Source organism: Alcanivorax sp. HI0044 (genome assembly GCF_001634945.1).
The window spans coordinates 1-750 of record NZ_LWEZ01000163.1 but is presented as its reverse complement, the minus strand read 5'-3'; the positions used below and the strand labels follow the sequence as shown (position 1 = coordinate 750).

The window sequence follows — 750 nt, the reverse complement described above, 5'->3', positions numbered from 1 at the left end:
CTGCACGACGGGAAACCACGACGTTGTTACGCTTGGGATCAAGTTTGATGACCTTGAAGTCCAGCTCTTTGCCTTCCAGGTGCGCAACATCGCGAACCGGACGGATATCTACCAGAGAACCGGGCAGGAAGGCGCGGATCGGGCCGATGTCGACAGTGAAGCCACCCTTCACCTTGCCGGAAATCATACCTTTTACGATCTCGTCTTCGTCGAAAGCTTTTTCCAGCTCGCCCCAAACTTCGGCGCGCTTGGCTTTTTCACGGGACAGACGGGTGAAGCCCATACCATCATCGATGGCGTCTACAGCAACATCGACTTCGTCGCCTTCAACGATTTCCAGCTCGCCTGCCTCGCTGAGGAATTCTTCACGGGCAATAATGCCTTCGGATTTCAGGCCTGCGTTAACGGTTACCCAGTCGCTATCGATGGATACAACGGTACCCTTGATAATGGAGCCACGGGCAACGTCCAGGTCCTTTAGGCTTTCTTCAAAGAGATCAGCAAAAGATTCAGTCATGAAATTCACTCAAGTTTTCGCACATGCCAACCAGCAGACATGGGTTAGTCAATAGATGAGATCCGCCCTTCCCCAGCTGGCTTACTTTTTCAGGGTTGAGCAGATCGGCCGCTTAACACAGAGTTGCCCCACGATGGTGGTCCACCGAAGGGCGCTAACGAAGTGTGCGCTACCGTTACGCCAACTGGCGTGCGGCAGCCTCATCAAGAATCCGGTCTACCACTTCATCAACC

1 protein-coding gene is annotated in these 750 nt (G+C 53.6%); it reads right to left on the bottom strand.

From position 1 onward, the window contains the following. Positions 1-517: S1 RNA-binding domain-containing protein (locus tag A3730_RS01970; protein ID WP_156500795.1), on the bottom strand; the 517-nt coding region annotated here is incomplete at its 3' end. Positions 518-750 lie beyond the last annotated feature (233 nt).